Source organism: Mesorhizobium sp. M0598 (assembly GCF_040320865.1).
Classification (GTDB): Bacteria; Pseudomonadota; Alphaproteobacteria; order Rhizobiales; family Rhizobiaceae; genus Mesorhizobium.
Genome location: NZ_JAMYQL010000053.1, coordinates 1 through 25,432, shown reverse-complemented (window position 1 = coordinate 25,432; position 25,432 = coordinate 1). Strand labels below are relative to the sequence as shown.

16 protein-coding genes and 7 pseudogenes are annotated in these 25,432 nt (G+C 58.2%); 14 read left to right on the top strand and 9 right to left on the bottom strand.

What is annotated here, in order from left to right; all coding sequences use genetic code 11:
* Window positions 1-149: 149 nt before the first annotated feature.
* On the bottom strand, window positions 150-278 hold the full coding sequence (locus NKI59_RS35240; RefSeq protein WP_502901141.1) for a hypothetical protein: 129 nt from the start codon (window positions 276-278) through the stop codon (window positions 150-152).
* Between the two features lie 537 nt (window positions 279-815).
* Window positions 816-959 (bottom strand): annotated as a pseudogene (locus NKI59_RS32715) (integrase); the annotation flags it as partial.
* A 2-nt stretch (window positions 960-961) separates the two neighbouring features.
* Between NKI59_RS32715 and NKI59_RS32710 the strand changes: the two are divergent.
* A pseudogene (locus tag NKI59_RS32710) lies at window positions 962-1,288 on the top strand (integrase); the annotation flags it as partial.
* A 177-nt stretch (window positions 1,289-1,465) separates the two neighbouring features.
* Window positions 1,466-1,881, top strand: a pseudogene (locus NKI59_RS32705) (recombinase family protein); the annotation flags it as partial.
* Window positions 1,882-2,194: 313 nt separating this feature from the next.
* Here the strand turns inward: NKI59_RS32705 and NKI59_RS32700 are convergent.
* The 5 genes and pseudogenes from NKI59_RS32700 to NKI59_RS32675 all read right to left on the bottom strand — a co-directional run bounded on the left by NKI59_RS32700 (window position 2,195) and on the right by NKI59_RS32675 (window position 7,073).
* Entirely contained in the window at window positions 2,195-2,410 is a 216-nt protein-coding gene (locus tag NKI59_RS32700) for a hypothetical protein (protein WP_352708643.1), read from the bottom strand.
* Between the two features lie 141 nt (window positions 2,411-2,551).
* Window positions 2,552-3,553, bottom strand: coding sequence for a ParB N-terminal domain-containing protein (locus tag NKI59_RS32695; protein WP_352708641.1), 1,002 nt, complete (start codon window positions 3,551-3,553; stop codon window positions 2,552-2,554).
* Window positions 3,550-4,755 carry a plasmid partitioning protein RepA gene (gene repA, locus NKI59_RS32690; RefSeq protein ID WP_352708646.1) on the bottom strand — a complete coding sequence of 402 codons (1,206 nt, stop codon included), beginning with the start codon at window positions 4,753-4,755 and terminating at the stop codon, window positions 3,550-3,552. The genes NKI59_RS32695 and repA overlap by 4 nt, the downstream gene beginning before the upstream one ends.
* Window positions 4,756-5,591: 836 nt before the next feature.
* Window positions 5,592-5,845: pseudogene (locus NKI59_RS32680) on the bottom strand (LLM class flavin-dependent oxidoreductase); the annotation flags it as partial.
* Window positions 5,846-5,997: 152 nt separating this feature from the next.
* Window positions 5,998-7,073 (bottom strand): annotated as a pseudogene (locus tag NKI59_RS32675) (tyrosine-type recombinase/integrase).
* Between the two features lie 85 nt (window positions 7,074-7,158).
* Between NKI59_RS32675 and NKI59_RS32670 the strand changes: the two are divergent.
* The 4 genes and pseudogenes from NKI59_RS32670 to NKI59_RS32655 form a co-directional block, all read left to right on the top strand.
* The gene (locus tag NKI59_RS32670; RefSeq protein ID WP_352708640.1) at window positions 7,159-7,347 is read left to right on the top strand and encodes a hypothetical protein; all 189 of its coding nucleotides are present in this window, start codon (window positions 7,159-7,161) and stop codon (window positions 7,345-7,347) included.
* A gap of 646 nt (window positions 7,348-7,993) precedes the next feature.
* On the top strand, window positions 7,994-10,627 hold the full coding sequence (locus NKI59_RS32665; protein ID WP_352708638.1) for an AMP-binding protein: 2,634 nt from the start codon (window positions 7,994-7,996) through the stop codon (window positions 10,625-10,627).
* A 44-nt stretch (window positions 10,628-10,671) separates the two neighbouring features.
* Window positions 10,672-11,514 carry an aspartyl/asparaginyl beta-hydroxylase domain-containing protein gene (locus tag NKI59_RS32660; RefSeq protein WP_352708636.1) on the top strand — a complete coding sequence of 281 codons (843 nt, stop codon included), beginning with the start codon at window positions 10,672-10,674 and terminating at the stop codon, window positions 11,512-11,514.
* A 410-nt stretch (window positions 11,515-11,924) separates the two neighbouring features.
* Window positions 11,925-12,197 (top strand): annotated as a pseudogene (locus NKI59_RS32655) (hypothetical protein); the annotation flags it as partial.
* A gap of 819 nt (window positions 12,198-13,016) precedes the next feature.
* Here the strand turns inward: NKI59_RS32655 and NKI59_RS32650 are convergent.
* Window positions 13,017-14,270, bottom strand: coding sequence for an NAD(P)/FAD-dependent oxidoreductase (locus tag NKI59_RS32650; protein ID WP_352708634.1), 1,254 nt, complete (start codon window positions 14,268-14,270; stop codon window positions 13,017-13,019).
* A 147-nt stretch (window positions 14,271-14,417) separates the two neighbouring features.
* Between NKI59_RS32650 and NKI59_RS32645 the strand changes: the two genes are divergently transcribed.
* From NKI59_RS32645 to NKI59_RS32625, 5 genes are read left to right on the top strand one after another with little or no spacing between them, the layout of a single operon-like run.
* A complete protein-coding gene (locus NKI59_RS32645; RefSeq protein WP_352708633.1) occupies window positions 14,418-15,434 on the top strand; it encodes a dipeptidase in 1,017 nt (338 codons plus the stop codon).
* Between the two features lie 53 nt (window positions 15,435-15,487).
* Window positions 15,488-17,341, top strand: coding sequence for an ABC transporter ATP-binding protein (locus tag NKI59_RS32640; RefSeq protein ID WP_352708644.1), 1,854 nt, complete (start codon window positions 15,488-15,490; stop codon window positions 17,339-17,341).
* A gap of 35 nt (window positions 17,342-17,376) precedes the next feature.
* Window positions 17,377-18,972 (top strand): ABC transporter substrate-binding protein, encoded by a 1,596-nt coding sequence (locus NKI59_RS32635; RefSeq protein ID WP_352708632.1) that lies wholly within the window; start codon window positions 17,377-17,379, stop codon window positions 18,970-18,972.
* A 28-nt stretch (window positions 18,973-19,000) separates the two neighbouring features.
* Window positions 19,001-19,945, top strand: coding sequence for an ABC transporter permease (locus NKI59_RS32630; protein WP_352708631.1), 945 nt, complete (start codon window positions 19,001-19,003; stop codon window positions 19,943-19,945).
* 11 nt (window positions 19,946-19,956) lie between these two features.
* Window positions 19,957-20,799, top strand: a complete 843-nt coding sequence (locus tag NKI59_RS32625) for an ABC transporter permease (RefSeq protein WP_352708629.1) — start codon at window positions 19,957-19,959, stop codon at window positions 20,797-20,799.
* A 116-nt stretch (window positions 20,800-20,915) separates the two neighbouring features.
* On the opposite strand, the gene NKI59_RS32620 is transcribed toward NKI59_RS32625, so the two are convergent.
* The gene (locus NKI59_RS32620) at window positions 20,916-21,623 is read right to left on the bottom strand and encodes a GntR family transcriptional regulator (protein ID WP_352708627.1); all 708 of its coding nucleotides are present in this window, start codon (window positions 21,621-21,623) and stop codon (window positions 20,916-20,918) included.
* 162 nt (window positions 21,624-21,785) lie between these two features.
* On the opposite strand from NKI59_RS32620, the gene NKI59_RS32615 reads away from it, so the two are divergent.
* The 3 genes and pseudogenes from NKI59_RS32615 to NKI59_RS32605 form a co-directional block, all read left to right on the top strand.
* Window positions 21,786-22,694 carry a dihydrodipicolinate synthase family protein gene (locus NKI59_RS32615; RefSeq protein WP_352708626.1) on the top strand — a complete coding sequence of 303 codons (909 nt, stop codon included), beginning with the start codon at window positions 21,786-21,788 and terminating at the stop codon, window positions 22,692-22,694.
* 227 nt (window positions 22,695-22,921) lie between these two features.
* Complete coding sequence (locus NKI59_RS32610; protein ID WP_352708625.1) at window positions 22,922-24,547, top strand: M81 family metallopeptidase; 1,626 nt, start codon at window positions 22,922-22,924, stop codon at window positions 24,545-24,547.
* A gap of 300 nt (window positions 24,548-24,847) precedes the next feature.
* Window positions 24,848-25,432 (top strand): annotated as a pseudogene (locus NKI59_RS32605) (transposase); the annotation flags it as partial.

Genomic DNA, 25,432 nt, shown 5'->3' with positions numbered 1-25,432 from the left:
TGCAGGAGAGGGGTATCCATGAAGCGTGGCCCGTGGCCGGTTTGCCGGGAACGATACATGTCGACAATGGCGCGGACTTTCGAAGTCATGCTTTCGAACGTGCTTGCCGGGACGGCAAAGCCGGTCATCGCGCGCAATAAAATAACTTTTTACGGCGTCAGAGCGCGTTTTTCCAGGTTGCCCCAACGGTCGATGCCGCGAAACACGGCACCTTCAGTGATGCCGGCGCGCTCGAGCCAGTCTTTTAGGACCAGCACCGGGCGGCCGACGAGCAGCACAAAAGCGCTTTCGAAGCGACTGCGGAGGAAAGAGCGTTGCGGACGTGGTGCGATCTCAATTCGATCGAGGTCGATGATTGATATTGCCCCGAAAGCGCGTCGGTGTCGGCCTGTGTCGTCTTGGTGCGGCCAAGCCGGATTTTTAGGCAGGGCAGCTCTTATCGATAGTGATTGCTCTCGTGCGCCAAATCAGCCAGAATCGTCCTCCAGACGGCCGCCGGCGTATCTGGACATATTTTTCACTGTCGTCGATATCATCCGGCAATTCGTCCAAATCACCCGTGAATTCGGAATGCCAGTAGAGCGTGCCTGACTGCTTGCACAGAAAGGCCTGATTTTCTCCCGTGCCCCAGAGCTGACGAATCCGAAAGCTAACTCTATGTCTTTGAAACTGACAGGCATTGTCGTTCGGTGCCTCTATGGAGTGGCGGGGAGTCAACGCATCAGAGATGGCATCATGAGCTGTCTCGAGCATGCCCCGCCGCGTGTAGCTCGGCGATGACGAAGCCGCTCGCGAAAGCCGCCGCCGGGAGCCTTGGGATCGGCCGGCACCGGCTCTTCCTCAACGAACTGCTCGACACGCAGGGACGAAATCTCGCTGCGGCGCCGGCCGCCGGAGGCGAAGGCGGTGATGAGTACGGCGCGGTCGCGCACGTCGACGAGACGGTCGCCGGCACAGGCCGCTGCTGATCAAATTCGTCGCCCATCATCTGTGGGATCCTGCAAAGCGTGAAACCGACGTTTCGCACGGTATGCCGGAAGACGTGGCCGCGGCGTTGAAATCGGCCAAACTGTTGCGCGTCGACGGCCCGCACGCGCCCAGCACCGTGCGCCGGCGGCTGTCGAGCTGGTCGACGCTGACCAAATGGCGCGGTTTGCGCGGCAAATTCAACGCGCCGGGGCTGCACAGCGCCATAAGACTGGCCGTGCGTGCCAGCGCCCGCCCCCGCGTACGAAAAAGCAAAAAGGCGGTGACCGCCGATGTTTTGGCCGCCCTGCTGACGTCGTGCGGCCGGCATTCTGGACGGCCCTTTCCCGGCCGATAGACCAATAGAGAAGCGCTCGCTGGTCGTCCGTGAAGAATGCGATTATGCGCGTCGACTCGGAAAGCGAGTGGCGTTCGTTGTTCGGTGTCAGGCTGATCGCAGCCGGAATGGCGGCCTCAGGGTGGCTGCCAGCAACAAGGCAAACAGGCCTATGGCCGACGGCTACAATCAACGATGAACCAGTGGCTTCCGACGGTCCGCAGGATGCGACCAGACCACAACTGGGACGATGTCACTCGCGTCCTGAAGCAGCGCGGCTCGAGTGGACGCCTGAACGCCTGCGGTGGGCAGTGAGGTGGCTCGTCACCGAGCACCTGGCCGAATCCACGCTGCTAAAGCGGGCGTGCCCTCAGCCTCCCGAAGATCGCCTGATGATCCTTGTGGCAGGGATTTCGCAGTCCAACCCGGACCTATCGCTACGCGACATCGCGGGCCAGCTCGAGCGCCTGCATGAGCGAACCCCACGAGGCAGCGCAAAATGGTCGGCCTCATCAGTCAAGAACCTGCTCGATCGCGCCCGCCGGCTTGGTCTCGTCGCAGAACTACCCGCGAGCTAACGGAGGACAAGGACGTTATGCCACTACAGAACAGTCCTCAGTTTACGGTCCGTGGCTGACGCTCAACATCCCCGAGCCGCTTGTACGCGGCCCAGGCATCAGCTGGAACCGCGCTGTCAGCCCGCACCAGCCAAGCCGCTCGATCGGATTCCGCAAGTGAGTTCCACCACACCATGCCGGCGGTTTCATCTGACGTCGGTTCCCGGTAGTGTTCGTTTTTCATGCCTTCGATGCTCTCATAGGACGCACTTCCCGACAAGCGCCGCAGCGACCCGCCCAAGCTCATAGAGCGGATCAAAACCCGCCCGCCTCATCATGATCGGCGCCCCGGTCTGTCGAGACTGCGGCGCAACGCATCGCTGATTTCCAGCCGGGATTCGGTGCGCACGACCTTGCCCGCCGTTTCCAAATCGACGGCAGCGGCTTCAGCTCCATTCCCGGCGGCTTTCGACGCGTCAAGCTTTGCCCGCAACAAGGCCATCACCATCGGCCAGACCGAGAACTTTCCGGCCTTTGCCCGGTCCGTCATGAAGGGCTTCCGGAATATCATTTCGGGGGCCTTTTTCTTTTGCCCGGTTTCTGACAGCGCCGGCGGTTATTTGCGCAGCTTTGATCCTTCGCTTCCAAAGCCGAAATTGTCAGCTGACAATCCGCCGAAAGCCTTTGTTTTTCAGTGTGTTGCTCCTTTCGACGCGACATTGGATTTCGCTTCAGGGCTTTCCTTGAACTCATCGAGGAGCGCAGGAAGGCGGCGCTGGAGAAAACTGGCGAAGCTCGCGTTGTCGGACACAAGGCGGATGTTGCCGCCCTTCCTCTCGACCCAGGCGACACGGTCGGAGGTTACGGGTCGGCGCTTGGCCGTCCCGTTCGCAGTACCGACCACTCGCAGCGCAAGCGTGAAACGCTGATCAGTGTCCGCGGTCTTGAAGTCCGCGGACGATACCAATTCGGTCAGCTTGGCGCGGGCGCTGGCCTGTTCCAGACCTTTAACGAGCTGGAGCCATCTGGGGCGGCCGATCTTCGGCGCTGGCCCGATCGCCATGATTAGGTCCTCACCCAGTGCCTGCGCTACCGTCAGCAGCCGCGAGACCTCGGGCTTGTCGACGCTGAGGGCGGCTGACAGCGTGTCGCGGTCGAACCGTGGCCCTCCATCTGCATGGCGAACCGTGCCCGCTCGACGAAGGTCAGATCCTCTCGCGGCCCATTCTCCTGACCTTGCAGGATGACCATCTCCTGATCGGAGAGCTTGCGGATGATCGCCGCCCAGCTCCTGCGTCACACGCCAGCGGCGGTGTCCCGCAGCGATTTGATAGCGCCCCTCTTCCGTCGGGTGCGGGCGCGCGATGATCGGGATCTGTTGGCCGTTCTCCGCGATCGCCGCCTTGAGTTCCTGAAAACGGCTGTCGCTCGTCGACGGAATCCGGTCCGAGACGATCGAGGGACTGAACAGGGCCGGATCAAGTTCCTGCGTGGTCTCGCGACTGGCAAGCTCCTCACGCAATGCCTTCGCCTGGGCGGCTTCTGCCGAGAGGCGATCGAGCCCGAGGCTCATCGCCTTGACCGCGCCTGGCGGCCGAGCCTGCGGCAACGAACCCTCAGCCGGACGTCCTGGCTTGCCGGCGGCGACTAGGCCCTGAAGGATGTCCCTGCCCCTTCCATCGGCTTTCTTCATTTGGGCACCCTCCCCCAAGCCTGCTGGATCAGCTTCTCGATGTCGCCATTCACCGCATCCATGGATTCGATGGCGCGATCGTAGGTCTGTCTGTGCATCGACTCGCGCGGGGCTTCATAGACCGTCTGCTTTGACAGACCGGCATCCGAGATCGCCGTTGATTTCACCATCATCGGCGTGAGCACGCGCTCGCCGAACAAGTTGCGCAAGAAGGCCACGATTTGGTTCTGCGGTCCATCGTTGGGCTCATGCCGCGTCACTAGATAGCGCATCCAGTCATAGTCGAGGTTGCCGCCATTATCGCGCACGACCGCCAGCAACTGCGACGTCATGGCCAGAAACTGGTTCATTGAGGCCACGTCGAGCATCTGCGGATGCACGGTGATGAGCACGGCTGACGCCGCGCATAGCGCCGACATGGTAAGGAAGCCGAGTTGCGGCGGACAATCAATCACCACTACATCGTAGTCGTCCGCCACGCTGTGCAATGCGCTGGCAACACGCATGAAAAACAGGCCGTCGCCGTCGTGCTCGCCGTTCGCAAGGACACGCGGCGTGTCGTGCTCGAACTCGTGCAGTTCGAGATTGCCCGGCACGAGATCAAGGCCGGCGAAATAGGTCTTGCGGAGGATCTCAGCAAGCGGTCGGCGCTCGTCATCGTAACGGATCGCGCCATAAAGCGTCTGATTGTCGGCGACGTCGAATTCTGGCTGATAGCCGAACAAGGCGGACATAGACGCCTGCGGATCGAGGTCGACGGCCAGGACGCGGTGACCATGAAGGGCAAGATACTGCGCGAGATGGGTCGCGGTAGTGGTCTTGCCCGAACCACCCTTGAAATTGGTGACCGCGATGACCTGAAGGTGTTCGTTGTCCTTGCGCCAAGGGACATAGGACGTCTTACCCTTCGTCAGGTGCTGGCGCAACGCGTGGACCTGCTCGAGCGTATAGCGGCGGCGTCCGGTGTGCGCCTTCTCGGGGATCGGGCCTTCTTCGATCGTCGCTAGATTCCTGATATAGCTTTCGGTGACGCCAATCAGTTTTGCGGTCTCGGCCGTGGAAAACGAACGCAGTTCTTTCTTGGCCTCCGGCGGGAACAGGCGCTCGCGCAAGACCTGAAGCTGGGAGCCCAAAGCTTGCGAGTCCTCCCAGATCGTTTCATCGAACGCCTGGGTGCTCTTCGGTCGCAAAACTGAGCCAATCTGATAATTTTGCGCAAGTTGTTCTGACTCCCTGATATTGGTCAAGAGAAATGGGATTAACGGTTTCTTAACGCCGCGACGGCGTCGACGTAGCCGGTTGTTTTTTTGTATTTTTCCGGCGATTGTCAGCTGACAATCTCGCGCGATGCCCGGGCACAGCCTGGCCGCGGACACCACCACCTAGCTAAAAAGACCCGACTCACCGTACGAGGTCACCCCGTCAGATTTGGCGGGTGACCCGTTTGCCCCCCTGCGATCTATCGCGCCGGGTTAACCAGGCAGGTGCAGATGACGTAGGCATGGACAACATTCAAGCGGAAGCAAAGCCCGCTCGGAGCGACCGGGGAGGACGGCATGAAAGGCAGCCTGTCGCAGGGCCGGGCCGGATGAATCGTAACCTGCGACGGACTCGGCGTATCGATTTGCCAAGCGCTTGAGGTCACGTTCGTCATCCGAGATCATGCTCAATCCTGACGGACGTCTCTTCGTCGAACGGCTGAGCAGGGGTAAAGATGCTGGCGCATATGGAGCAGGATGCTGTTGAGATCATCATCGGCAGCGTCGCACGCGTTGCAGGCCGACCCCGACCGGCCGATCATCTCGGGCGAGCTTCCGATCGGAGGACACCGGTTCGAAGGCTTGGTGCCTCCCGTCGTCGCGGGGGCCAGATGGGCTCGCGCGGCTCGCGTTTCATGCCCGGCTCCGTTCCAAGCGCGACGAAATGTCCGGTTCAGGCTGACCTGTTGGATGTAAGAGGGCTTTCCGCTCTCATCGAATTGAGCGTCGAGTTCTGCAGGTTGAACCCAGTTACGTGGTCGTTACGCACCGACCCTGGGGGCGGCACCTGCGTCCTCGGCGAGGTAGAGCGGGTCTCGTAGCGCATGTTGATGACGGCCGTGCCGATCTCGATACGGCTGGTTTTGCGTCGACCGCCGCCAGCAGCGGAAACGGCGAGCGAAACTGGCGACCGAAGTAATGCGCGCGAAAGCACGCACCGTCCGCGCCAGCTTCTCGGCAGCGAGGGGGCCAGATCGATGGAATGCAAAAGCGCGTGGGATGCAGATCGTGTCTGCGCCGGGGACGAGCGCATCCAGTGTCTACGACAGGAAACTGATTTTTTATGAGGGATTCCGCGTCAGCGTGAGAGGTGTAGGGGCTAACTTAGCTATTGAGCTGTTGGGGCGCCAAGACGAATTCGCGCCCGAGATGTGCAAGAGGGGCAGGGGAGGGGCTTTCTTGCCCCTACAGCCCGCTCGCCTTGGTGAGATTGACCCGGAAGCGATCTCGCCGGCGTTGATATTTGCACGTCATCTCGGCCGAGGCATGGCCGAGCTGTTTTTGCACGTATCGCTCCTCGATATCGGCCGACGAGGCAAGGCCGGCGCGCAGCGAGTGCCCTCAAAACAGCAGCGCGCGCTCGCCTTCCGGAAGATCGGCGCGAACGCCGGCGGCGAGCGCGGTCTGCTTGACCAGGCGGGCGACATGCTTGTCGGAGAGTCGCTCGACGTCGACGGTCTTGTTGTCCTTGAAGATGCGCCGGAAAAGGCCAATGCGGCCCAGCCTGATCCAGGTCTCCAGCGCCACCACTGGGCACGACAAATCGCTGAAGCCACGGCCGACTTCGACCTCGCGCCAGCCCGTCTTTCCTCGCAGCGTCACCAGCACGCCCTTGTCGGCAAAAATCTCGATCCAGCCGGCGCCGTCGCCGTGCTCGTCGCGGACGACGTCGAGCCCAACGATTTCCGAGCGGCGCAGGCCGCCGGCGAAGCCGAGCAGCAGGATGGCGCGGTCGCGGAGCCCGCGCAGATCCTGGCCGAGCGTGGCGATCATCGCCAACAGATCGTCGCCGAGTACGGCTTCCTTGTGCCGCGGTGGCTTTGCGTGTTTTCTGCGAATGCCGGCGAGGACCGTGGCGATGTGTCGGTCGGATCGGTCGAGCGAAAAACCGCGTTGGGTAAAGTTCCAGGCGAGGCCGGAGAGGCGGCGTTCAATTGTGGCGACCGACGGGGAGGCAGGCGCCGATGTAGAGGCCGATGACCTGGCTCGAAGGCGGCAGCGGATCGAACCCTTCCCGGCGGCACCAGCTGGTGAAATGCCGCCTTGGCATAGGCGGTTTGGGTGTGCTCGGAGCTGGCGGCCTTGGCGTAGGCGGTCGCGGTCTCGACGAGGGCTCCCAGGCGCGCCGACGGTGACGAGGCACCCATTTCCAACACGAGATCGATGACATCGGGCAGATCGCCATCCAGATGGTCGGCGGCCGTATCGGCGATTCTGGGTGGACTTTCCGGCGCGGACTGTATGTCTTTGTTCTGTAACATTCATCGCTCATCCCAATTCGGTGTATTCGTCCCGATTAGGTGGATTCTTAGCCTGATTTGGTGGACGAAGGCGAGGACGACGGTCATGGGACGTAACCCCGACAAGTTCGCGGTGGACGATGCCGATTGGCGGGAGGCGGTAGCGCGCGACGCCATCATCCGCCCTCTGGCGGACGCGCAGCAGCTTTGCCAGTTCCGGCGTGCGCGCATCGAGAACAGGCGTGGAGCAGTCGGACACAGGGTTGATCCGGGGATTCTTGGGCGGCTGCCATGACGGTGGCCGCGCCAAAAAGAATGACCGAGACGGTGCTGACATGTTTCATCGGGCCATGACAGCCGACGCGTACGGCCAAATTGGGGAAGGACGAAGGAGGGGGCGAAAGGAAACGGGACAACATGAGGAAGATGGCTGCCGGATGCCTGGCGACCGCCTCAAGGGTGAAGCTGCGCCCGGCTAATGCCGGTCCTTGACCCGCCCGGACGGAGAGGCGGCCGTGGGGAGGGGTCCGGAAGGGCTGAACAAGGTGGTGATCCGCGAGGGATGAACCGCGCTCCAGCGGGGTGGCTGCTCCTTGTCCCTGACTAAAGAGCTTGGAGACTAACCGACAAGCCGACAGCGTCGGAAATCGTCGGTAACCCGACAACTGCTGTCGGGTTTATCAAAGTCGCGACAGGATAGGGCCAGACCCGACGTTCTGTTGTACACCTTAAACCATTGAATGCTTTGCGGATAATTTGTCGGACGCTCTCTCGGCGTAGTTGGCACGATTGTTGAAGCTCCCAAGACGCGACGCTAGACGAAATCAGATTGGCCGCACGCTCATGCGGTCTGCCGACTGCGACTGGGCCTCTTCACCGCGAAGCGTCCCATGTAACCCACAGGATGCCGTTAACGGAATACTGCAATGGAGATGCCTACGATGCAGACTCTAATGCCGACCCTGTCCGGTCCGCGCCGGCCCTTACGTTTTGGCGACGCCAACGTAGCCGATGTTATTGCCAAAACTTTGGATAAATTTGCGTCCAACACGGCTGTGCGTACGAACGAGAGTGGCGACGTAAGCTATCGAGAGTTGGGGATGTCCGCGTCCAGCCTTATGGGGCGTTTCGAGGCCATCGGCATCCGCCCTGGTGATGCGGTTATTGTCAAACTCCCCAGATCGGTTGATTTGGTCACAGCTGTTCTCGCCACCCAAATGCTGGGCGTTGCCTTCGTGCCTGTTGATCCCTCGGATTGCGACCAGCGGTTGGACCATATAGTCCGCAACACCAACGCCAAAGCGATCATTAGTCCGGATCCAAATGGCTCGATGCGCGTTGAGTGTTTTCCGACATCCGGTGGCATCAACTCAGCGTTCTCAGACATAGCATACATCATGCATACCTCCGGGAGCACGGGGATTCCGAAAGGGGTACCCGTCTCCCAGACAGCTCTCCTGAATTTGGTCGACTGGTATATCGACATGATCGATTTCACGGAGGGGACCTCCATTTCGCAGCTTACGCGACCAGCATTCGATGTCTCAATCCCGGAGTTCTTCGTACCCTTTGCGACCGGGGGCACAATTGTCTTGCCCACTACGCAACTGCAAGCACAGATCATTCAAACAATCGACTTCCTAATTCAAAGCCACACGAACGTCCTTCAGATGGTTCCAACGCTGCTACGACGCTTCCTCGGAACTCTTGAACGTCTCCCCTATGTGGCGGAGCAGTTCACGGATCTTAAATATGTGGTTTGCAATGGTGAGTCCTTGCCGGACTCGGTTAGGCGGCGTTTTTATGCGGTTCTTCCGAACGCTATGCTGGTGAACAGCTACGGGCCAACCGAGTGCTGTGTTGCCGTTAGCTACCACTATTGCCCCCGAGGCGATGTCGACCTCCCGATGTTCATCGGCAAACCAGCACGCAACGTTGATTTCTATATTCTTGACGAAAGCAAATCCAACGTTGGCTTTGAAGTCGAGGGCGAACTCTGGGTGGGAGGCGTGCAAACGTCCCAACGCTACGTGGCGGACGAAGCACAGTCGAAACTTCGCTTCCTGCCATTCTTGACGGCCAACGGTGAACAAGTGCTGTACCGCACTGGGGATTATGTCGTGGCATCGGAGGAAAATGGATTGCGGTTTCTTGGAAGAAACGATGATCAGATCAAGTATCGAGGAACCCGACTGGAGAAAGGGGAGATTACCAGCGCCATCGATAAGACGGGCCTGTGCACAGATTCAGCGGTGGTCGTAGTGGATAAAGACGACGACAGGGGCCAAGATCTGGTCTGCATGGTGACGCCCGCGGACGCCGACGTGGGGGAAGTTCATCGGCAATTATCGGATGTGCTGCCGAATGACCGTGTTCCGAAGCTCGTTGTGCCTCTTATAGGGCTTCCTTTCACTGCCAATGGAAAGCTCGACCAGCGCGCCCTTGAGAGAATTGCCAAGGCAGCGCTCGGGGGGGACATGAACCCTGCCACACCTCAGATCGAAGATTCGGCGGGGTCACCGTTGGATCATTTGCTGGAAGCGATCCACGCAACCAAGGGCAGATGGGTATTCCCCAGCTTGACGGCTCGGGAGTGCGGCATAGATTCGCTGAACTTCCTCGATATCCAACTCAAGTTGGCCGAAGCCGGCCTCATGTTTGGCGAGGACGTCTATCGAGAGCAAGACCTATCACTCGGGGAGTGGGCAAGCCGAATTCAACCGGTGGATAGCACCAAACCTCATACGAGCACCACAGGCAAGAGCGGACAGGGTGCCGAATTTAGGGACGAGTTGGCGCAAATTATCGAATTCATTGAAAATCAGGCCCCCAGCACGGTAGTACTGCACTCATCGCTTGTAGCGTTACGGAATGTGACTGCCAAGGAGGCAACGACAATTCTTCTTGAAGGGATAGAGGGCCTTTCAGCCTCGTCCACCATCATTCTCCCAGCGTTTACTTTGAGCTATTGCACTACGCAGCGTTTTCATTGGACGGAGACCAGGTCCGAAGCAGGAGTTTTGGCAGATATCGTAATGCGAGAGCTTCCTGCTGGGCGCACCAAACATCCCGCTTATTCGATGGTCGTGACTGGCCCGAGAGCGCAGGAATTATGCGAAGCCGATTGGTGGAAATGCAGTCCGTTCGGAGACGACTCGATTTTTGGATTGATCAGCCAACTCGGAGGCTTTGTCATGGGCCTGGGTACACGGGTTGCTACCCATGTGCACCGCTGCGAATTGTTGGCGCAAGTGCCGTACATGAAGACGACCGATATCGAGGGTATCGTTGATTTCGGGACGGGGCAGCTCAACGCCTCATCATCGATCTATGTTCGCGATGTCGTGGGAAGGCCCGAGTATGGGTTTCTTGCGCGTGATGTCGCTCGCGACGATCATGAGTTGAAAGGGGTCGCGCGTGACTTCGCGCTGGGTGGAACCTACGCAAGGCTCGTCAGCGTGAAAGATATGGAGTCCATATTGGTCCGCGCCATGCGTAATGAGCCATATGGCTTCCTTAGGGAAGAAGGCATGAACGAAGCAAAACGCGCGTATCCCATAAAGGAAGTCGTATAGAGCGCTATCTAACTTGTGTATTGAGCTAATTCGGAGGCTAGTAAATGACAACGCGGATATTGGGTGTGGTCCAGCTTGACCAAAGGCGACTGGCAGACGATTTGGGCGTCTTGGCAAAGTCCAAGTTCTCGACCGAATATTCGGATTTCGCGTGCGGGCGGTGGGAATTTTGCATGCTCCGCAATCGGTCGGGGCAGCAGGAGGAGCAGAGAGTAATCGTCCACGAGACCCCAGCAGCGGCAACGCCTCTCGGCCAATCCTTGCCCTATCTCAATGAATTGCTAGAAAATCACTTTGATAGGGACTCTATACGTTATGCGCGGATCATCCGTATATCAGAAAACGCTTGTATAATTCCCCACCGTGATTACTTGGAATTAGACGGGAAGTTTATCAGAGTTCATTTAGTTCTAGACACGAACGAGAGGTGTGCCAATACAGAAGAGAATAATATATTTCACATGGGACGAGGAGAGATCTGGTTTCTCGATGCAAGCCTGCCGCACAGCGCGGGATGTTTCTCACTAACGCCGCGTTCACATCTTGTGGTCGACATCGAGGGGACTCGTTCCCTGGATGAAGTTGCGCGCAATGTCGAACAGCCACTGACAAGGAATGCGCAGGTGGATACGCGCAAGGAGTGGACTAACGAAGCGCTCGAATCTGTTCTGGGATTTTCGGAGATTATCAGCGAGGCCAATTATCGAGAGATCGTGGCGATTCTGGCAAAGCTTCACTTCTTTCACAAGGTCCACTGCGCGGATATGTATGGCTGGCTGAAGGAAATCTGCCGCCGTCGCGGCGACCCGGCGCTCATAGAAAGGGCCAACTCCCTCGAGCGATTTTATCTCATTGATCGCGCCGCTGGCGAGGTCATGACCTATTGACCGGAGTGATTGAGTTCTCCATCCTGGGCCAAGATTTCGCTTTTCCCGACGGCAAAGATGCACTTCTATTCGTCGGTGTTGCGCACTTCTCAAGAGCAAGGCCTCTAGACCCTAAAGGTTCCGATGTGATGCCGGGCTCGCGGTAGAGGGGGCGCCGAGGGGTGCCCAGGGTTCACTTGCATAGCTGCCCGGCGGGCGATGCGCATCCAACGGACGTCCCTTGGGTATCGCGCAAGAAGTTTCCGACCTGCTCCGCGCCCTTGCCCGGCTGGATAAGCATTGTGTCCCGACCAGTCGGCTGCACCTCCAGACAGCGCTGCGATGGGGGCGGATTCATGCCGTCGAGCCACTCCTCGTCCGTCAGATCGAGCACTACGTGCATTGAACATTGAACTCCGGTGGACGAAGCGTGGCCCGGTCGTAGCCTGCACAACCGTGACGCGATCCTCGAAATGCTCGCGCGATTTTCGGAGGATCTCGCCTCCCTCCATCGGGCGATCCGCTGGGGCGAAGGCGACAAGCTGTTCGACCTATTCACCCGCACGCGCGCCATCCGCCGCTCGATCTCCGATTTCGGCCGCCAGGCATTCAGGCATCAGCAGGTCGCGCAACAGCAGCAGTACAAGGCCACAGGCGTCGGTCTGGCGGTCCCCAGCCCCGCAGCGGCGCCATATTGGTCCTGATCCAAGCGGGGGAATAGGCCGGAGAATCTCACCTGCCGGCGCGAAGCTCGATTGACGCCGCTCCATCCAGCAAACGTATTCGTTCCGAACGTCTTCCAGTGCACGAACAGTCCGGGACCGCGCCAGTTGCTCAATCCCAATGGCGCTCTCAGCCCGTCATCGTGAAACAGGCCGGAAACTCCTGGCCGGTCCACAGATTTGGATCACGTCGGCCGACTTGCCCCGATCACTCGTCACGACGCAGCGATTCATCAATGAGTGGCCGTATCGTGCGGAACCGCAACTCCATAGGCGAGCTCGCCCCAGCATCGCGCTCTCGACGCGACACAGGAGTAGCACTCCTTGCAGCAGCCCGCTCTTTGACCTGCATTTGCCTTTTCATCGAGGTCTGATCTTTTAGAAATCCAGCGGTCGCGCATCGACGGGGCTGAAACCTCTGACGTTCGCCGACGCTGAGGCGATGGGCGTGCTGCGGATCGAGAAGGGACACGCCGACCGCCCCAAGTTGAACGGACATGCAACCGCGGGCAATGTCGATAAGTAAATAGTATCGCAGAAGAAGGATCCCATGGGCGCCGTGATGTCGCGAGGCGAGGGCCCTTCGGGGCGACGGGCGACGGGTGCTGGGGCTGCACCGCAGAGCCCTTGAGGTCCCACGCTCTTCGGGCTCGCTCTTCCCGGCTCGGTCGCTGGCTTGTAGGGCAGGGGGTTGCCACTGTGGACCGGACCGGAACATTGGCTGATCGACGCGGGAGGTCGCCGAGCAGAACTTCGCCGCCGAGGTCTTACGGGCCGCACGGGCCGAAAAAGTCCAGCGTGCTATAGACGCTTCCTCTTTAGGGAAAAGCGGGCCACAGAAAAAGGCTCCATATTAAGGCATGGTTGTCGTCCGAACAGGAGGTCCCCGACGATTTTGCCAGTTGTTGGGCCCTGCGTCAGGCCAAGATGACCGTGACCGAACGCATAAATGACGTGCGGGCTCGGACCAGAGCGGCCAATGACTGGCAGGCTATCTGGCGTGGCAGGCCGGTGACCGCTCCACTCCACGCCTCCCGCTTCCTTGATGGCCGGAAGATAGAGCTTGGCAAGCGTCACAAGGGCTTCCGAGCGCTTGAAGTTCGGTGCAGCTTTCAACCCGCCGAACTCGGCCGCCCCGCCGATCCGCAATCCGATCGAAAGCGGCGTCGCCACAAATTTTCGTTCTGCGAATATCACTTCGCGTTCAAGGGCGACGCCCGGCGAGGCAATTGTGGTGTTGTATCCTCGCTCGCTCTCGAGAAGCACGTGGTCCCCCAGCTGCCTGGCAAGTTGTGCCGACCACGCGCCTGCTGCGATGACGATCTTTTCTGCCCAAAGCGTCTTTCCGCTGGCTAACGTGACCGCCGCCCCATCCGTTTTAGGAGTCAAACGGTCAACCTGACCTCTGAAGATTTCCGCGCCGTTTGCGGCAAGCCAATTGCGCAAAACATCCACAACCCTCTTCGGATCCGAAACATGGGACCATTGAGGCATGAACACCCCATTTTTCACTATCGGACCAAGCGCCGGTTCCATATCCCTGACCTGCGATGCCGACAACTCTTGGGCCTCAACGCCGAACGCACGCTTTGCAACCCACTCTGGCTTGTCGCGTCTGAGACCGCTCTCGCTCTCGTAGACCGTCAGCGCCCCCTTACGAAACAGGTCGTTCGCAAGGCCGACTCTGTTGAAGAGCGGCACGAGATCGTCATAGACGCGGCTGTTGATTTCCGCGAGCACGCCAGAAATCCGTCGCACTTCGGATGCTGAGCCCACTTTTGCGAATCGCCAAAGCCACGGGAACAAATGAGGCGTATGTCTGACCCGGACCGCTAGTGGGCCAAGCGGATCCAGAGCCCAAAAGGGCGCTTTCTTCCACAATCCCGGGACAGACAGGGGGATCAATTCGGTTACGGCGATGCCGCCCGCGTTGCCGAATGACGCTTTGTCGCCCTCAGGGTCTCGGTCGATGATTGTGACAGCCGCTCCGCTCAGTAGCGCCTCGTAGGCAACACTCAGTCCGACAATGCCGGCGCCGACGACAATGACACTCATCCCAGCCATCTAATTTTCTCTCTTCTGGATACCAGATACGCATATTGGCAACTGTATCCAATCTACAACGACTTGACAATTCTGGATCCAAGTGGCATGGATCATATGCCTCGTTGGCCGGCTAGCGAACTTTCTGGGAGGAATGGCTTGGACGCCGAAAGAATTCACCGCGATGCGGTCGTAATCGATGCTGTGGCCCCGCTTCTTGAGCAGAAGAAATATGTGGACTCCTACAAAGCTGGCGGCGTTACTTGCGCGGCCCCGACTGTCAACGTAGGCGAAGGTTCTCCTGCCGCGGCGTTAAAGGAGATCGGCAATTGGCTGCACTATATACGCTCCAGAAAAGACCTCAGGTTGGTGGAAAAGGCATCTGATATTGAGGCTGCGAAGCGCGATGGTCAGATCGGAATCCTGTTCCATTTTCAGGGCACAGGAGCGTTCGAGACAGAGCTTAATCTGGTCGAGGCCTTTCAAGCGCTGGGCTTGCGCATGGTGCAACTGACCTACAACAGGAAAGACTACGTTGGGGACGGATGCGAAGAAGAGATCGACGGCGGACTTAGCAGGTTTGGTAAGGCTCTTGTTCGGAGGCTGAACGAGAACAGAGTTATCGTCGACTGTACCCATACCGGCTATAAGACGACAATGGATGCCTTGTCGCTGACAACGAGACCTGCGGTCTTCTCTCATTCGAATTCTGCGGCCGAGTTTCCCAGCAAGAGAAACATCCAGGACGACCAAGCGAAGGCAGCAGCGGCCACAGGGGGGCTTGTCGGCATCACCGCTGTCCCGCAGTTCGTTGTGCCTGCCAACGGCGCCGCGGCGCGCCCGTCGCTTGACGACCTGATAGCGCATATCGATCATTTCGTCGCGCTCATAGGCATCGACCATGTCGGCCTGGGACTCGATTACTGGTGGGGAACTCTTCCGTTCTCCGACCTCGACACAGTGATCAGCCAGTGGGAGCAGGCCGTCAGTGGGGGGGCTTGGAACCCGGACGCCTACCCACGACCACCCCATTACAATCCGCCGGAGATTGAAACGCCCGAAATGTTCCTAGGAATGACGGAGGGGCTCATTCGCCGCGGGTACAAGGAAGCCGACGTACGCAAGATACTGGGATTAAACTGGCTGCGTGTCTTCCGAGAAGTCTGGGGAGAGTGATGGAAGACCTACGCACGCCTGGACCTAAACTTCTTGCGGTGCCTAAACGGCAGATGACTCCTCCCATCCTTTCAGTTTCTCATTTGGTCACCTCCTTCCGAGTGGGAGGGCGCTGGAATCCCGTTGTGAATGACGTGTCCTTTGAGATCGGCTCGAAAGAGACTGTCGCCGTCGTCGGCGAATCCGGATCCGGCAAGAGCGTGACTGCGCTCTCGATCATGCGGCTCAACCCCGAGCGCTCGAGCGAGGTCAAAGGTTCAATCAAGCTCGAGGGCAAGGAACTTCTCACTCTGGCGGATGCCGAGATGCGCCGTGTCCGGGGCAACGAAATTGCCATGATCTTCCAAGAACCGATGACTTCACTGAATCCGGTGTTGACCATCGGCTTTCAGATCGCCGAAGCGCTGATCCTACATCGGGGCCTATCACGGTCCGAGGCTGAGGCGGAGACCATTCGGCTCCTGGATAAGGTACGGATCCCAGCCGCGAAGGCGCGATTGCACGAATATCCAGACCGCTTCTCCGGCGGCATGCGTCAACGCGTGATGATCGCGATGGCACTAGCCTGTCAACCGAAACTGCTGATCGCTGACGAGCCGACGACGGCGCTTGACGTGACGATTCAGGCGCAGATCCTGGAGCTGATCAAGGAGTTGCAGGAGGAGGAGGAGGGCATGTCAGTTCTCTTCATCACGCACGATATGGGCGTCGTCGCCGAGATCGCCGACCGAACGGTGGTCATGTATAACGGCCAAGTGGTCGAGGCCGCGCCCACCGAGGACATATTCAACAGCCCCGAACACCCCTATACGCGATCGCTGCTTTCGGCCGTTCCAAAACTTGGGTCGATGAAAGGTCGTAGGAGGCCGATGCGCTTCCCGGTTGTCGACCGTGTGACTGGCCAATCCGACGTGCCGGCCGAGGTGCCGGACACCATCAAGGAGGCGGAGCGCCCGGTGCTTGAGGTTGCCGGCTTGTCGAAGCGCTTTGAAATCCGTTCGGGTTTGTTTTCTTCGGTTAAGGGGCGGGTCTACGCGGTTGAGAATGTATCTTTCAGCGTCAAGAGCGGCGAAACCCTGGCGCTGGTCGGCGAGTCAGGCTGTGGTAAGTCGACGACCGGCCGCACAGTGATGCGATTGACCGAGCCCCTCACGGGCTCGATTTTGCTCGACGGGGTCGACCTTCTTAATCTTAACCCACACGAATTGCGCAAGCAGCGCAATCGCATGCAGATGATCTTCCAGGATCCGTTCGCATCGCTCAATCTGCGCATGAATGTCGGCACCGCGATCGCCGAGCCGCTGCTAATCAACAATCTCGCCAGCCGTTCGGAAGCACGCGAAAAGGTCGCCGACCTGCTGCAGCGGGTTGGTCTTTCGCCCGATATGGTCAACCGGTTTCCGCACGAGTTCTCGGGTGGCCAGCGTCAGCGCATCTGCATTGCGCGTGCGCTTGCGCTTGAGCCGCGGCTCATTGTGGCAGACGAGGCGGTCTCGGCGCTCGATGTTTCAGTGAAGGCACAAGTCGTCAACCTGATGCTGGATCTGCAGGCACGAATGGGGCTCGCCTATCTCTTTATCTCCCATGACATGGCGGTGGTCGAGCGCGTCAGCCACCGCGTCGCTGTCATGTATCTAGGAGAGATCGTCGAGATCGGCCCGCGCGAAGCGATTTTCCAGAATCCGCAGCATCCTTATACCAAGCGGCTCCTCGCCGCAGTGCCGATCGCCGATCCGGCACGGCGCCTGAAGAAACGTCCGCTTACCAATGACGAGGTTAAGAGCCCAGTACGGCCTGCAGACTATGTTCCGCCCGTGCGCCAGTATCGCGAGGTCTCGCCCGGCCACACCGTCATGATCTGGGACCCGGAATGGGACAAAAAGGAAGCGCCGGCCGTCGCTGCCTGACGTTGTTGTGAACGGCCAGAAAAGGGGAAATAAAAATGAAGCTAAGCGCTAACGGTAGCAAGAGCGTGGCTAAGAGAATAATGCTCTCGTCGTTATTTGCCGGGGTCATTTTCGCCAGCACGGCAGTGGCAGATACGCTTCGCGTAATTGCTGACGGAGATCTCAAAACCGTAGACCCCATAGTGACGACGTCGGGCACGACCTTGGTCCATGCCTATCTGATCTACGACAAATTGTTCGAGTTCGACAAAGACGGCATCGCCCGTCCCCAGTTGGCTGATAAAGTCGATACCAGCGCCGACAAAAAGAGCTACACGATCGCGCTTCGGAAAGGTCTGAAATTCTCCGACGGAGGCCCAATTACGACGGACGACGTTCTCCAGTCCCTGAAGCGTTGGGCCTCCCGTGACCAGACTGGGCAGCTATTGGCTGCCAGGCTGAAGGAGATGACGAAAGTCGATGATCTGACATTTCGCATTGAGCTGACCCAGCCGTTCGACGTCCCGGCGGCGCTTGCCGGGATCACGGGGAACCCTGCTTTCATCATGCCCAAGCGGGTTGCTTCCTTGCCGCCAACAGACCAGCTCACCGATACCACCGGATCTGGGCCCTATGAGTTCGATATTTCCTCATGGAAGCCAGGGCAAACGCGCATCTATACCAAAAATCCCAATTACATCCTGAGGACCGATCCACCGAGCTTCTTTGCCGGCAAGAAAGAGGCAACGTTTGACAAAATTGAAATGACTTACGTACCAGATGCCAACACCGCAATGGCGGAGATGCTCACTGGGCAGCAAGATATTTGGGCAGCTCCTCCGCTGGATAACGCACTGGCTTTGCGGGACAATCCCGACCTCGTTGTGGCGAAAGGTTTTTTAAACCAGGGAGTCGTTGTGATTAATCACGTAGTGCCTCCGTTCGATAACAATAAGGCACGTGAGGCGCTTACCTATCTGATTGATCAAACCGAGATCAGTCGCGCGGCGGTGGGTGACCAAGAATTCTGGCAGACCTGCTATGCTTATTTGACTTGCAAGGGGACGTATGGAGACGAGTCCACTTATAAGGGTCATCGCGGGGCAGCCGATCTAGACAAGGCGAAAGAACTTCTCAAGGAAGCCGGCTACGACGGGAAGCCGATCGTGATCCTCGACCCGACAGATTGGTCTGAAGCCCACGCTAGGGCACTGTATTTGGGGCAGCAACTGAGAAAAGTCGGCGCTGAGGTCGACCTTCAGGCAATGGACTGGTCGACGCTGACGTCGCGCCGTACCTCCAAGGCGCCAGCTTCGGAAGGCGGCTGGAATCTCTTCCCCAACATCATGGAAGGCCAGCCAGCCTCCTCTCCGCTTACACATCTCATGCTAGCCTCTAACTGTGACAAGGCTTGGTTCGGTTGGCCCTGCGACAAGAAAATCGAGGACTTGCGAGCAGCATTCATTAGCGCAGCGGACCAGAATGAGAAGAAGAAGATCGCCAGTGAACTCCAGGCCCGTGCATCCGTCTATCTACCATTCATCGTGACAGGAGAGAATACGGGGGCTGTCGTCTATAGAGCGGAGCTCGAAGGATTCAACCCCGAAACGGCTGAAATGTATTTCTGGAATATCCGGCGAAAGAGCAAGTAGCGCGCCAGTCTGTGACGGTGAGGTTATTATGATCAGGTATCTCGTCACCAGAATGCTTTCCATCATACCCGTGATGGGAGTCGTAACCGCCGTAGTTTTCGGGCTGACTTATTTGAGCCCTGGGGACGCGGCGGTTGTGCTGGCGGGCGACTATGCGTCGCCCGCTCAGATCGCTGCTATCCGAGAGCGGCTTCACCTAGATGCTCCAATTGTACCCCAGTACTTTCATTGGCTGTGGAACGTCCTGCGGGGTGACCTCGGAAATTCGATCTTTTCTGAACAACCGGTATTGAGTCTCATCCTCTCGCGAGTTGAACCGACAATCATTTTGGCTATCGCCGCAACGCTGGTCTCGGTTGTGATTGCTGTGCCATTGGGACTGCTGGCTGCGCGGAAAAGGGGCGGCATCGCCGATCAACTGGTATCGTTCTTCGGTATTGCCGGAACGGCAATACCCGCCTTTCTGATTGGGTATCTGCTGATATTTACGTTTGGGGTGTACTTTGGATCGATGCCCATTTCGGGGTTCCCTGGGCTCGAAGGCGGAGCATCGGAAGTTTTGAGGCATGTGCTTCTGCCGGCAACCATGTTGGGATTTGCGCAGACCGCGCTGATCACTCGCATCACAAGGGCGAGTGCGATCGAGGTCCTTAACCAGGACTTCATTCGGGTCGCGCGGGCAAAAGGCCTCGATGAGTTCACAATCATCATGCGGCACTGCCTTCGGCTCATCGCCGTGCCTCTCGTCACCATAGTTGGAATGTCGTTTGCCTATATGCTTGGTGGCGTGGTGATAACCGAGACAGTGTTTGCCATCCCCGGAGTTGGACGCCTCTTGGTCGATGCCATCCAACACAAGGATGTCCCGCTGATCCAAGGAGTCTTGTTAATTAGTTCGTTTGTATACGTTGTGATAAATTTACTGGTTGATCTTTCATACTTGTTCATCGACCCGAGAATTAAATATACATAGGGAGTGATGCAATGACGATTTCTCTGTCGTGGCGACAAAAAAAGCGCATGCCAACCCCTCTGCTGGCGGCCTCAATTTTCATGGTCGTGGTTGTATTCGTGTCATTTTTAGCGCCGGTCCTAACTAGCGTTAACCCCTTGTCCATGACCGCGGATGCAAGGCTCAAGCCACCTAGCTACAGTCATTTACTGGGGACCGATATGTTCGGGCGAGATATTCTGGCGCGTGTGCTTTATGGCGGGCAGATTTCGCTCGTGATCGGTTTGGCTACAGCGGCTCTAGCGACAACGATCGGAACGATACTGGGCCTCGTCGCGGGAGCCGGGCAGCTCTCGGACAAGATCTTGATGAGGATCATGGACGGCATGATGGCTATACCTGGGATCCTGCTTGCAATTGCCTTGGCGACCATCTTTGGTGGCGGGGTCTTGACTGTGATCGTAGCTTTGGCGATCCCGGAAGTGCCGGGTGTCGCGCGCCTGGCTCGGAGCTTAACGCTTACACTCCGGGAGCAAGTGTTCGTCGAGGCAGCTCGGTCCTACGGCGCTGGGCCGCTGCGCATTCTGTTCAAGTACATCCTGCCGAACGCGTTGGCGCCGATCGCAGTGCAGGCTACGTATATCTGCGGCGTGGCGATCCTTTACGAGGCTTACCTCAGCTTTGTGGGTGTTGGCGTTCCACCCGAGCACCCGAGTTGGGGCAACATAGTTGCCGAGGGGCGGTCCTTCGCCTTGATTGCCCCACATATGATTCTCTATCCAAGCGTGCTTATTGCGGTAGTCGTGCTCGCAATCAATTTGATAGGCGATGGGGCACGGGACATGCTCGACCCGCGATTCGCCTTGCCTGATTGAGCTTCTCGGGAGGGACGCCAAGTTATGCTTCGTGCATGATTTGATTCATCCGAGTAAGCAAAGCGCCTTGGGGAGCATGTTGCAACCGGGCGCTTCTTTGAGTTCGTGAAGAGCGATTATACCGCAGCGTCGCTCACTCGGCGCTTCTTGAGCGCTTCCAGAAGGTTCTCACCGGCCCGGATGATGTGCCTCCGCATAAACTCGACGACTTGAGGGTCGCGTTCTTTGCACATGCTCAGAATTTGGCGATGTTCGCGCTCTGCTTCTTCGAAGCCCGAAGTCAAAAGTAGCTGAATCCTGATGTATCGATCAATCTGGACATTGATGCCTTGGAGAATGGCGAGGGTCTGAATGCGTCCCGCGGGCCGATAGAGACTGCGGTGAAACTCCCAGTTCAAAGCGCCTACCCTGGCAATGTCCCGCTTGTGATATGCCTCTTCGAGTCGCTTGAGAATTTGAGCGGAGTGAGCCAAGTCTTCGTCCGAGAGATGCTCTAGCGAGCGGCTCAGAATATCGCATTCCAGCGTTGCCCGAAGTTCGAACAATTCCATGATCTGTTCGGATGGCAGTGTTGAAACAATCGCACCCTTGTGAATCTTGGAAACAATCAACCCGGCTGCTTCCAATTGGCGAAATGCCTCGCGCACAGGCATTCGGCTGCACTCGTATTCAGCTGCGATCGCTTCTTGTATGAGGGGGTCCCCCTCTTTGAACTCGCCACTGAGAATGCGTTCCCGCAAAGACTCCGACAGCGCCTCTGGTAGGCTCTGCCTCTGAAGACGGTATTTCGAGCGCTGCTTCTTCTGTTCTAGCATCTTGTCCATCGATTTTTGGATCCCAAAACCCAAATTTGAAAAGCAGGCTTTTCGCTGAATGCGAATGGCCTGATGGGAAGGTAACCCAAAAAACAGTGACCTCAAAGAGTAGACATGTCATTTGTCATCGTGTAGATTGGATCCAGTTGGATCGCATATGGATGGAGAACTATGGCAAAATGGGCCGGTATATTCCCCGCAGTGACGACAAAGCTCACAAGGGATGGCGAGGTTGACCTGCGGGCGACGAACGACGGCCTTGACCGTCTGGTTAAGGCAGGCGTTTCCGGTGTCATTGTGCTCCCGATGCTCGGCGAAAACGCTTCGATGTCGCTGAAGGATCGTGAGGACATCATCCGCAGTGCTGTCGAAGTGGTAGCTGGTCGTGTTCCGGTTCTCTCCGGGCTTGCAGAAATCACACTCGACAATGCGAAGGCCAACGCCAAGCTCTACGAATCCTTCGGCGCCCAGGGCCTAATGGTATTCCCGAGTCTCGGCTATAAGACCGACGATCGTGAAACGGTAGAGTGGTACAAGGGGGTCGCTAGCGCCTCGTCGCTGCCGATCATGATCTACAACAACCCCATCGCCTACGGCGTCGACTGCAGAGTCAACGTCCTCAAGCAACTCGTCGACACTGCGGAAATCGTCTGCGTTAAGGAAGAAACCGGCGACATTCGTCGCGTCACCGACATGTATGTCGAACTCGGCGACCGCTTCAGCATCTTCTGCGGCGTCGACGATCTGATTGTCGAAAGTTGCGCGCTGGGCGTCACCGGCTGGGTGTCGGGCATGACCAACGTTTGGCCATCCGAATGCGTCGAACTCTTCAACCTCTGCGCCCAAAACAAATACGAGGAAGCGCGCGCGCTTTACCACATCCTGACGCCTTCCTTCCATCTCGACACCCACGTCAAGCTGGTTCAGTACATCAAGCTTGCCGAAAACCTCGTCTACGGCGCCCCGGAATGGACGCGTGCACCACGCTTGCCGCTCGTCGGCGAAGAGCGTGAGTTCGTCATATCGACGATTCAGCTAGCAATCGAAACTTTGTCCAAGCGGGTGAAGAAGGCCGCCTGATTTGGATTGGCAGGCAACTGGTGCGCCGCAATGACCGATCGAGCATAGCACAAGGGTTGTTCGCTTCGGGTCGGGGGTGTCTGTAATCGATTACCAGCAGCCTAGCGCCGCAGAAGATACTGTTCCCGGACGTTGCCGAGTAAGCCTCCATTCGTGATTAAGCGAGGGCAAGCCTCGTTCGGCATGCCGTTACCGCGACAACAGTTAGAGGATCATGACGTCCGCTCGTGGCCACTCGTTCGGAAGACAGCAATTGGAAGTTCAAAGGTCCAGATATGGTTCAGTCAATGCCGACAACCTTCGCCAGCTCAAAATTGAGCCGCCCCCGCGTAGCTATCGCTGGTTTTCAACACGAAACCAATACGTTTGCTCCGTTCGGTGCCCCCTTTGATGACTTCGTTCGGGGCGGGGGCTGGCCCCCTCTAACTACCGGTGCGGCCATTCTCGATCTCTTTCCTCCGATTGAAATTCCCATCGGTGGATTCATCGGCGCCGCAAAGGATAGATATGAGTTGGTTCCTCTGCTCTGGGCGGCTGCGGAGCCGACCAGTTTCGTGTCAGATGACGCCTTTGAGCGTATTGCAGGAATGATCTGTGATGGCATCGCCCGCGCAGGTGTTCTCGACGCGATCTATCTAGACCTGCATGGCGCGATGGTCGTCGAATCTTATCAGGACGGTGAAGGGGAGTTGCTGAGGCGCGTGCGAGAAATCGTCGGGCAAGATATTCCAATTGTGATCAGTTTGGATTTTCATGCCAATGTAACCGATGCCATGGTCGAGCTATCCGATGGCATTACTATTTTCCGCACTTACCCTCACATAGACATGGCTGATACTGGCAGGCGCGCCTTCAATTTACTGGAGCAGCGCATTAGCCACGGGAGGCCCTTCATCAAAGCGTTCCGGAAGACGCCATTCCTGATCCCGCTGCCTGCCCAGTGTACTGATCTAGAGCCATGTCTATCGCTCTATGCTGGGCTGCCGGAACGGGTCAGAGGAGCGGTTCTAAACGTAGACGTCGCGCTGGGCTTTCCGTTGGCTGATATTCGCGAGTGCGGGCCAGCAGTTGTCGCTTATGGGGTCGATGAGGCGGCAGTCGCAAAGGCGGCAGACATGCAACTAAACGATATACTGGAGGCTGAAGAAAGATTTCATATGTCGCTTCTGGATGTAAAGGAAGCTGTCGAACGTGCTGCTCTCAACGGGCGCAAAGGTTCATTGATTGTCCTTGCCGATGTGCAGGACAACCCAGGCTGTGGAGGAACGTCGGATACCGTTGGGCTTCTAAAGGGTATGGTAGAGGGCGGCCTTCGAAATAGCGTGCTTGGCTTGCTTTGGGATCCCGAAACGGCTGAAGCAGCCCACACCGCCGGTCCGGGCGCCGAACTCAATGTTCGACTTGGCGGGCGCTATGACTACGATTCCGAACCATATTTCGCCAAGGTTCGTGTGGAAGCACTTTCCGATAGGGTGTTCACGGCTAATGGGCCATGCCTAGGCGGTGTGCAAGTAGATCTTGGGCGCATGGCACGCTTGCTCATCCTTGACCCTGGATCAAGCGTACAGGTCGTCGTAGCAAGTGTCCGCTTTCAGTGTCTCGATCAGGATCTGTTCAGGGCGGTTGGGATAGAGCCGAGCGAGCAGTCGGTTGTGGCAGTCAAAAGCGCAGTTCACTTCCGTGCCGACTTTGCACCAATCGCCGACGAGATTCTTACGGTGGAATCCCCTGGAGCGCATTGGTGCCGAAATGACACTCTCGACTATAAGAACCTGCGCCACGGGGTACGTAGGATGCCGATCTCGATGGCCAGTCAGCGGTGTGAGTTTCATGTTGCCGAGAGGCTAGAGTAACAACTTTAGACCCGGGTTCGCAAAATCAGTCTATTCCACAGCAACCGGCCAAACAGCGCTGTGGTCAGGCTGCAGCGTCGATCTCGGCCCCTGCGGGGCGCTATTCGAAAGCCCATGCAAACCTACACTCGGGGGCGCTTCTCGCCCCTGCTCCTACAGCGCGAGCGCCCGAAGCTGCCCATAAAGGGAGAGGTGCCGAGCCCGGCCAAATCCACCAATCCATCAATCCACCTGGTGACCTGCCACGGGTAATTTCCTCCATCTGAGATTAGAGTCCGGCCTCGATTGAAGGACGGACTGATGAAGAGAAAGCGGTTTACGGAAGAGCAGATCATCGCGGTTCTGCGTGAGCACGAAGCGGGGGCGAAGGCGGGCGACCTGGCGCGCAAGCATGGGATCTCCGAGGCGACGCTGTATAACTGGAAGGCGAAGTATGGCGGGATGGACGTCTCCGATGCCAAACGGCTGAAGGCCTTGGAAGACGAGAACGCGAAGCTGAAGAAGCTGCTCGCCGACCAGATGCTCGAAGCCTCGGCACTGCGCGAGCTTCTGTCAAAAAAATGGTAGGGCCCGCCGCCAAGCGGGAAGCCGTCGCGCATCTGCAGGCCACGATGGGCCTGTCGGAGCGTCGGGCCTGTTCCTTCGTCGACGCCGATCGTAAGATGATCCGCTACCAGTCTCGCCGAGCGCCAGAGGCGGAGCTGCGTGGTCGGCTCCGCGACCTGGCCAACGAGCGCCGGCGCTTCGGCTATCGGCGGCTGTTCATTCTGCTCAGGCGCGAAGGCGAGGCATCGGGTATCAACCGCATCTACCGGCTATACCGCGAAGAAGGACTGGCCGTGCGCAAGCGACGCTCCAGGCGCCGAGCGGTAGGAACGCGGGCAC

Bases quoted from the DNA above. Each gene is read 5' to 3' on its own strand.
- NKI59_RS32700 (WP_352708643.1), bottom strand. From the start codon at position 2,410: ATGACGGACCGGGCAAAGGCCGGAAAGTTCTCGGTCTGGCCGATGGTG.
- NKI59_RS32695 (WP_352708641.1), bottom strand. From the start codon at position 3,553: ATGAAGAAAGCCGATGGAAGGGGCAGGGACATCCTTCAGGGCCTAGTC.
- NKI59_RS32670 (WP_352708640.1), top strand. From the start codon at position 7,159: ATGGGACGTAACCCCGACAAGTTCGCGGTGGACGATGCCGATTGGCGG.
- NKI59_RS32665 (WP_352708638.1), top strand. From the start codon at position 7,994: ATGCAGACTCTAATGCCGACCCTGTCCGGTCCGCGCCGGCCCTTACGT.
- NKI59_RS32660 (WP_352708636.1), top strand. From the start codon at position 10,672: ATGACAACGCGGATATTGGGTGTGGTCCAGCTTGACCAAAGGCGACTG.
- NKI59_RS32650 (WP_352708634.1), bottom strand. From the start codon at position 14,270: ATGAGTGTCATTGTCGTCGGCGCCGGCATTGTCGGACTGAGTGTTGCC.
- NKI59_RS32640 (WP_352708644.1), top strand. From the start codon at position 15,488: ATGACTCCTCCCATCCTTTCAGTTTCTCATTTGGTCACCTCCTTCCGA.
- NKI59_RS32635 (WP_352708632.1), top strand. From the start codon at position 17,377: ATGAAGCTAAGCGCTAACGGTAGCAAGAGCGTGGCTAAGAGAATAATG.
- NKI59_RS32630 (WP_352708631.1), top strand. From the start codon at position 19,001: ATGATCAGGTATCTCGTCACCAGAATGCTTTCCATCATACCCGTGATG.
- NKI59_RS32625 (WP_352708629.1), top strand. From the start codon at position 19,957: ATGACGATTTCTCTGTCGTGGCGACAAAAAAAGCGCATGCCAACCCCT.
- NKI59_RS32620 (WP_352708627.1), bottom strand. From the start codon at position 21,623: ATGGACAAGATGCTAGAACAGAAGAAGCAGCGCTCGAAATACCGTCTT.
- NKI59_RS32615 (WP_352708626.1), top strand. From the start codon at position 21,786: ATGGCAAAATGGGCCGGTATATTCCCCGCAGTGACGACAAAGCTCACA.